This window comes from Streptomyces sp. NPDC054887, from assembly GCF_053610585.1.
In genome coordinates this window covers 1-7,279 of sequence record NZ_JBSGYQ010000129.1, presented here as the reverse complement: position 1 = coordinate 7,279, position 7,279 = coordinate 1, and the positions used below count along the sequence as shown (strand labels likewise).

Genomic DNA, 7,279 nt, shown 5'->3' with positions numbered 1-7,279 from the left:
GCACGCTTCTGGGGGAGCAGGACGTGCCCGGAGGTGGTCCGGGTCAGTCCTCCGGCAGCTCGACCGGGGCGATCTCGTCGTAGAGGTCGCCGGGGCCCGGGTTCGTCGGGTCGGTCGTACCGCCGAAGTGGTGCATGACGCCCCACACCGCGTTCAGCGCGGTCTGCACGGCGCCCTCGGCCCAGCCCGCCGTCCAGGAGATGTCGTCGCCCGCGAGGAAGATGCCGCGCTTGTCCTCGGGGAGGCGGTCCTGCATGAAGTGGGTGAACAGGCGGCGCTGGTAGCGGTAGTGGCCGGGCAGGTTCGCCTTGAACGCGCCCATGAAGTACGGCTCGTTCTCCCACGACACGGTCACCGGGTTGCCGATGATGTGGCGGCGGATGTCGACCTTGGGGTAGATCTCGCCGAGGGACTTCAGCATGACCTCCATCCGCTCGTTCGCGGACAGCGGCAGCCACTTCAGGCTGTCGTCGCACCAGGTGTACGAGAGGCAGATGGTGGCGGGCTTGTCCGGCCCGTCGTCCAGCAGGTAGGTGCCGCGCGTCATCCGGTCGGTGAGCGTCATCGACATGACGTCACGGCCGGTCTCCTCGTCCTTGTCCAGCCAGAACGGCCGGTCGACGGGCACGAACAGCTTGGACGACTCCATGTAGTGGGTGCGCTCCATCGCCGTCCAGTGGTCGATGGGGAACAGCGAGTCGTCGCAGGTGATCTTCGAGAGCAGCATCCAGGACTGCGCGGTGAAGATCGCCGCCTGGTACGTGCGGATGTCGCCGGATGCGTCGGTGACGGTGATCCGGTTGCCGGCCGTGCGGTGCAGACGCGTGACGGCGGGCTTCGGCTCGCCCTCGTGGAGGGACTTCAGCGACGTGCCGAGCGGCCAGTGCACGAGCTTGGCCGGCTCGCGCTCCCACAGCCGGACGGGGAGCTGCTGGCTGCCGCCGACGATGCCGCGGTGGTGGTCGTCCGCCTCGGTGTAGACGACGCGCAGGATCTCCAGGATGGAGTTCGGGAAGTCGGTGTCCCAGCCGCCGGTTCCGAAGCCGACCTGGCCGAAGATCTCGCGGTGCCGGAAGGACTTGAACGACTCGGACTCGCAGAGGAAGCCGTAGAAGGTCTGGTTGTCGAGCTTCTCGACGAGCTTGGCCCAGATCTCACGGATGCGCGGTACGTCGCGCTCCCGCATGGCCTGGTTCATGTCGGAGAAGTCGGCGCCCTCTTCGAGGCAGGCGTTCCACGCGTTCATGACGTCGCGGTAGACCTGCGGCAGGTCGTCGACGGTCACGGCGTAGTGCGACTCGCCCTTGAGGTCGACGACGGTCGACGGCGTCTCGGGGGCCAGCGGGTTGGGGAACGCCTTCGTCTCCAGGCCCACCAGGTCGATGTAGTGCTGGAGCGCCGTGGAGGACGGCGGGAAGCGCATGGCGCCCATCTCGGCGGTCAGCGACTCGTCGCAGCCCTCGAAGCCGACGGTGCGCAGCCGGCCGCCGATCTGGTCGGCCTCGTACACGATGGGCTTGAGGCCCATCTTCATCAGCTCGTACGCCGCGATGATGCCGGACAGGCCGCCGCCGATGACCGCGACCTCGGTGCCGTGCGCGGTCGCCGGTATCTGGCCGAGGCCGGCCGGGTGGGCGAGGAAGTCGTCGTACGCGTAGGGGAAGTCCGGCCCGAACATGGTGATCGGCGGCTGCGCGTCGGTGTGCTGGACGGCGTTGGGCACCGTGGACGTCATGGGGTACGGACTCCTTGCAAAGCGGAAAAGAAGGTGGCGAGGCGGGGCGGGCGTCAGGCCAGCGACGCGTAGAGGCCGGGGCGGCGGTCGCGCAGGTACGGGTTGTTCTCGCGCGACGCCCGCAGGAACTCGGGATCGGCGTCGCCGAACACCAGCTCCTCGCCGCGCCCGGCGCGGGCCCGGGAGGCCCCGTCGGGACCGGCCAGGCAGCTCAGCCCGACGAACTCGAACTCGCCCTCGGGGCCGGTCCGGTTCACGTAGGCCACGTACATCTGGTTCTCGAAGGCCCGCACCGGGACGACGGACTCGGCGACGAACTGGAACGGGTGCATCTGTGCGGTCGGCACCAGCAGCAGGTCGGTGCCCGCGAGCGCGTGGGCGCGGACGTTCTCCGGGAACTCGACGTCGTAGCAGATCATGAGGCCGACGGTCAGGCCGCCGAGCTCCGCCTGGACGACCGTCTCCTCGCCGGGGGTGAACCACTCCTGCTCGAAGCAGCCGAAGAGGTGGGTCTTGCGGTAGTTCGCCAGGCGCGCGCCGTCGGGCCCGATCAGCTGCGCGGAGTTGTAGACGGCGTCCCCGTCGCGTTCCGGGTAGCCGTAGTGGACGGCCAGGCCGTGGCGTACGGCGATGTCCGCGACGGCGTCGGCGGCGTCCCCGTCGGCGGGCTCGGCCAGCCGGTGCACGTCCTCGCCGATGGCGTAGCCGGTCAGGAACATCTCCGGGCACACCAGCAGTCCGGCGCCCGCGGCGGCCGCACGGCCCGCGGCCTCGTCGAGGACCTTGAGGTTCGCGTCGACGGAGCCGGGACGGCCGGAGCTCTGGAGCAGTGCGGTGCGCAGCGGCGGCATGGCTGACCTCGGGCTGGAAGATGTGCGGGAGACGTAATGACGGTACGTTCCGGGCGCGCGGCCGGACAAGGCGCGAGCGTTGCGGACCGACGGCCTATCCGTTGCGCGTACGGGGCGGTGTGCGGCGATTCGTTGCGCGGACGCCGGTGGGCCCCGGGTCGTACGGTCCTCCGCCTGTGGAGGTAGCCGGCACGGCCGGCCCCGGCCGCCCGGCGGAGAGGGGTCCGTCCCGCGGTGCGATGTGCGCGCAGCGCGTGGGCGGAAGAGTGATCGCTGTCCGGACGACAGCCGGATCACCAGCCGAAGGAGCCCTCATGCACCGCCTCACACACCGCCGTACGAAGATCGCCGCACTCGGCGCCGCACTGCTGATCACCGCCGGGGCCGCCGGCACCGCGCTCGCCTCCGGTGGCGGCGCACCGGGCGGCACGCCGCGCGAGGCGGCCGCGCTGACCGGCACGGCGAAGCTGTACCGGCCGGCCGGGGACGACGTCACGTTCACCTTCGACGCGCACCTGGCGGCCAAGGACACCATGGACCCGGAGAAGGCGTACGGCACGTTCCGCTTCGAGCACGTCTTCCCGAACGGCACCTCGGGCTGGGCCGAGGGGAAGGTCGACTGCCTGCTGACGGGCGGGCCCGTCGCCGTGGTCACGGGCGTCATCACCGCGACCGACCGGCCCGGCAAGGGCCGGCGCGTCGGGATCACGGTGCACGACCGGGGGCGGAAGGACCGCCTGGGTTACAGCTGGGTCGGCCGGGACGCGGAGACGCACAGCCTGCCCAAGTGCATGAGTGCGGCCCCGTTCGAGAAGATCAAGGCGGGCTCGGGCGACTTCAAGGTGCTGCCGTGGCAGCCGGTGTACGAGCAGGCGCCGGCGAACGGCTAGGCGGGCGAGCCCGACGAGAAACGCCGGAGCAGCGGGGAGAGCACGAGGACCGACTTGGTGCGCTCCACGAACGGCTCCCCCGCGATCCGCTCCAGCACGCGCTCGAAGTGGCGCATGTCGGAGGCGAAGATCTGGACGACGGCGTCCGCGTCGCCGGTGACGGTCGACGCGGACACCACCTCCGGGTAGCGCGACAGGCCACGACGGATGTCCTCGGGGGACGTGTTGTGGCGGCAGTACATCTCGATGAAGCCCTCGGTCTCCCAGCCCAGCGCGGCCGGGTCGACGCGGACGGTGAAGCCGGTGATGGCTCCCTCCGCCCGCAGCCTGTCCACGCGCCGCTTCACGGCGGGCGCGGACAGGCCGACCTCGGAGCCGATGTCCGCGTAACTGCGGCGGGCGTCCTCGGCGAGGGCGTGGACGATGCGTTCGTCGAGATCGTTCAGTCGCACTGCGGGTGGATCACTTCTCTGCGGTGGCCAGACTGGAGCGGCGCAAGCCGTAGAAGAAGTAGAACACGAGCCCTGCGATCATCCAGCCACCGAAGTAGGCCCACGTCTTGCCGGGCAGGCTGTACATCATGTACGCGCAGAACGCGAAGCCCAGGATCGGCGTGACCGGGAACAGCGCCACCCGGAAGGTGCGCGGCATCTCCGGGCGCTTGTACCGCAGGATGACGACGGCGACGTTCACGAGAGCGAAGGCGAAGAGCGTGCCGATGCTGGTGGCGTTGGCGAGTTCGCCGAGCGGGATGAAGGCCGCGAGGACGCCGCAGAAGAGCGACACGATCACCACGTTGGCCTTGGGCGTGCCGGTGCGCTCGTCGATCTTGGCGAAGACCTTGGGGACGAGGCCGTCGCGGGACATCGCGAAGAGGATGCGGGTCTGGCCGTACAGGACGGCGAAGACGACGCTGGCGATGGCCACGACCGCGCCGGCGGCCAGGACGACGCCCCAGAAGCTGTGACCCGTGACGTCCTTCATGATCTGCGCGAGAGCCGCCTCGGTGCCCTCGAAGTCCTGCCACGGCATGGCGCCGACGGCGACCAGGGCGACGAGGCAGTAGAGCACGGTGACGATCAGCAGCGACAGCATGATCGCGCGCGGCAGGTCCTTCTTCGGGTTCTTGGCTTCCTCACCGGCGGTGGAGGCCGCGTCGAAGCCGATGTACGAGAAGAACAGGGTGGCCGCGGCGGCGCTGATGCCGGTGACGCCGAGCGGGGCGAGGGGGGCGTAGTTGCCGGCCTTGATGCCCATGAAGCCGATCGCGCAGAAGAGGACCAGCGTGGCGATCTTGATGACGACCATGATCGTGTTGACGCGGGCGCTCTCCTTGGCGCCGCCCATCAGGAAGACCATGGCGAGCAGGATGACGACGAGCGCCGGCAGGTTGATGTAACCGCCCTCGCCGAGCGGCGCGGAGACGGAGGCCGGGATGGTGATCCCGATCGTGCCGTCGAGGAGCTCGTTGAGGTACTCGCCCCAGCCGACGGCGACGGCCGCGACGGACACGCCGTACTCCAGGACCAGACACCAGCCGCAGATCCAGGCGATGACTTCGCCCATGGTCGCGTAGGAGTACGAGTACGAGGAACCGGACACCGGTATGGAACCCGCGAGCTCCGCGTAGGAGAGGGCGGAGAAGAGGGCGGTGAGTCCGGCGATGACGAACGAGATCGCCACAGCGGGGCCGGCCAGCGGGGTGGCCTCGCCGAGCACGACGAAGATGCCGGTGCCGAGCGTGGCGCCGATGCTGATCATGGTCAGCTGCCACATGGTGAGCGAGCGGCGGAGCGAGCCGCCCTCGCCCTGGCCGCCCTCGGCGACGAGCTGCTCGACGGGCTTGCGCCGCATCAGCCGGTGGCCGAGCTGCGGACGCCCGGATTCCGGTTGGGGGGCGAGGGGTGGCGCTGCGTCCAACACTGGGGTGGCTCCTTATCGCTGCCGATCGGGAAGACGGCGACCGCAGCGGTCCGCTCGGGGCGTCGGAAATCAGCCCGGAGCCTGGGAACCGCCGAGCAGGCGGTCCCCGCCACTCCACGTACAGCGCGAAGCCTACGAGGTGTGTGTTCACATCCGTAATGCAGCAACCTTGCGTACCGACGGAGGATCATTGCGCACGACTGCGACACATGGCTCTTTGTTGCGCCTCACCTTTCGAAATCCCTTTTGTCCGATACGGCGCACGTCCCGTTACCGCCCTGCGCACACCCACGACCGGAGGCGATCATGACGACGACCGACCGTGCCGCCGGGGCCTGCCCCGCGGCCCCGGAGGGGTGGCTGGATCCCGCTCCTTTCCAGCGCGGGGTCGCCTGGCGCGACGGCGTACGCGCCGTGCGCGCCGACCCCGGCGACCTCGACCGGCTGCCGTGGGACACGGCCGCGCGGGCCGCCGTCCCGGTCGGCGTACGGCTGGAGTTCACGGCGCGGGGGGCCCGGGCCCTGGACGTCCGCTACCGCACGGCGCCGCCGGAGTCCGCCGACGCGCTGGGCGACCTCGCGCACACCTTCGCCCTCTGGTGCGACGGCGCCCTCGTCACCGAGGTCACCGGCGACCCGGGCCGGGAGACCGTCGTACGGATCCCGCTGCCGGAGCGGGGCGGACGGTTCACGGTGTACCCGCCGGAGAGCCGGTCGCCGGAGATCCTGGGCCTGCGCCCGGTCGGCGGCGCCGTCGCCCCGGCCCCCGCCCAGCCGCGCTGGCTGGTGCACGGCGACTCCATCACCGAGGGCTGGTGGTCCACCCGGCCCGCCCACGCCTGGCCCGCGGCGGCCGGCCGGGAGCTCGGCCTGGACGCCGTCAACCTCGGCCACGCGGGCGCCGGCCGCGGGGAGCTCGCCGTCGCCCAGCAGATCGCCGGCCTGCCCGCCGACCTGCTGACCCTCGCCTTCGGCACCAACTGCTGGTCCCGTACGCCCTTCTCCGCGCCGCTGATGTACGAGACGGCGCGCGCTTTCGTCGGCCTGGTGCGCCAGGGCCATCCGGACACCCCGCTGCTCGTCCTGTCCCCGGTCCTGCGCCCCGAGGCGGAGCGGACCCCCAACGAACTCGGCGCCACCCTCGGCGCGCTGCGCACCGCCCTGGAGGAGGCCACGCGGGACCTCGCCGCGGGCGGCGACGACCGGCTGGCGCTGCTCCCCGGCCTGGACGTCCTCGGCGCGGAGCATCTGGCGGACGGGCTGCACCCGAACGACGCGGGCCACGCCCTGATGGCCGGGGCGGTCGCCGCCGCCCTGCGGGAGGCGGGCTTCGTGCCGGAGCCCGCCCCTGACGGCGGCGGGTGTTCACCCACGGCGTGAGGACGGGAGGGGCCCAAGGGTCATGGGACGGTGCTGGGCGGGTAGGTGAAGCCACAGATGACTGAGGAGCCGCTCATGGTTGTCCTGGACTCACCCCGGCAAGACACCGCGACGGCCCGGGAGGCCGCCGCCGACTACGTGGCCCGGCACTGCCCCTGGGCCGACCTCGACGCCGTGCTGCTCGTCGTCAGCGAGCTCGTGACCAACGCGGTGCGGCACACCGCGGGCTGGTGGCGCCTCACCCTCCACGCCGGCCGGGAGGAGCTGGTGGTGGAGATCGACGACTCCAGCGACCAGCCCCCCGTGCCCCGCGAGCCGGACTTCGGCGGCGGCGGCGGGTTCGGCTGGCACATGGTGCAGCGGCTCGCGGGCCGGGTCGAGGTCCGGCCCCTGCCCGAGGGCAAGCGCGTACGGGCGAGCTGGCCGCGCCCCGCCGAGGCGTACTGAGGGCCCCACGCACCACCGGCCGGGGCCCGCGGAAGGGGGGGCCGGCCGGTGGT

7 protein-coding genes are annotated in these 7,279 nt (G+C 71.5%); 3 read left to right on the top strand and 4 right to left on the bottom strand.

Features of this window, described 5'->3' with window-relative positions:
* Window positions 1-43 precede the first annotated feature (43 nt).
* Both ACWGH0_RS34425 and ACWGH0_RS34420 read right to left on the bottom strand, forming a co-directional pair.
* Complete coding sequence (locus tag ACWGH0_RS34425; protein WP_453408208.1) at window positions 44-1,735, bottom strand: flavin monoamine oxidase family protein; 1,692 nt, start codon at window positions 1,733-1,735, stop codon at window positions 44-46.
* A 53-nt stretch (window positions 1,736-1,788) separates the two neighbouring features.
* The gene (locus ACWGH0_RS34420) at window positions 1,789-2,586 is read right to left on the bottom strand and encodes a carbon-nitrogen hydrolase family protein (protein WP_453408207.1); all 798 of its coding nucleotides are present in this window, start codon (window positions 2,584-2,586) and stop codon (window positions 1,789-1,791) included.
* A 314-nt stretch (window positions 2,587-2,900) separates the two neighbouring features.
* On the opposite strand from ACWGH0_RS34420, the gene ACWGH0_RS34415 reads away from it, so the two are divergent.
* Complete coding sequence (locus ACWGH0_RS34415; RefSeq protein ID WP_453408206.1) at window positions 2,901-3,476, top strand: Repetin; 576 nt, start codon at window positions 2,901-2,903, stop codon at window positions 3,474-3,476.
* Here ACWGH0_RS34415 and ACWGH0_RS34410 read toward each other — a convergent pair.
* Window positions 3,473-3,928 (bottom strand): Lrp/AsnC family transcriptional regulator, encoded by a 456-nt coding sequence (locus ACWGH0_RS34410; protein WP_069929730.1) that lies wholly within the window; start codon window positions 3,926-3,928, stop codon window positions 3,473-3,475. The two genes, ACWGH0_RS34415 and ACWGH0_RS34410, sit on opposite strands and share 4 nt — an antisense overlap.
* Before the next feature lie 10 nt (window positions 3,929-3,938).
* Window positions 3,939-5,399, bottom strand: coding sequence for an amino acid permease (locus ACWGH0_RS34405; RefSeq protein ID WP_453408205.1), 1,461 nt, complete (start codon window positions 5,397-5,399; stop codon window positions 3,939-3,941).
* Between the two features lie 306 nt (window positions 5,400-5,705).
* Between ACWGH0_RS34405 and ACWGH0_RS34400 the strand changes: the two genes are divergently transcribed.
* Together ACWGH0_RS34400 and ACWGH0_RS34395 are read left to right on the top strand one after the other, a co-directional pair.
* The gene (locus tag ACWGH0_RS34400) at window positions 5,706-6,779 is read left to right on the top strand and encodes a GDSL-type esterase/lipase family protein (protein ID WP_453408204.1); all 1,074 of its coding nucleotides are present in this window, start codon (window positions 5,706-5,708) and stop codon (window positions 6,777-6,779) included.
* A gap of 57 nt (window positions 6,780-6,836) precedes the next feature.
* Window positions 6,837-7,226, top strand: a complete 390-nt coding sequence (locus ACWGH0_RS34395) for an ATP-binding protein (RefSeq protein WP_453408203.1) — start codon at window positions 6,837-6,839, stop codon at window positions 7,224-7,226.
* The last annotated feature ends 53 nt before the right edge of the window (window positions 7,227-7,279 follow it).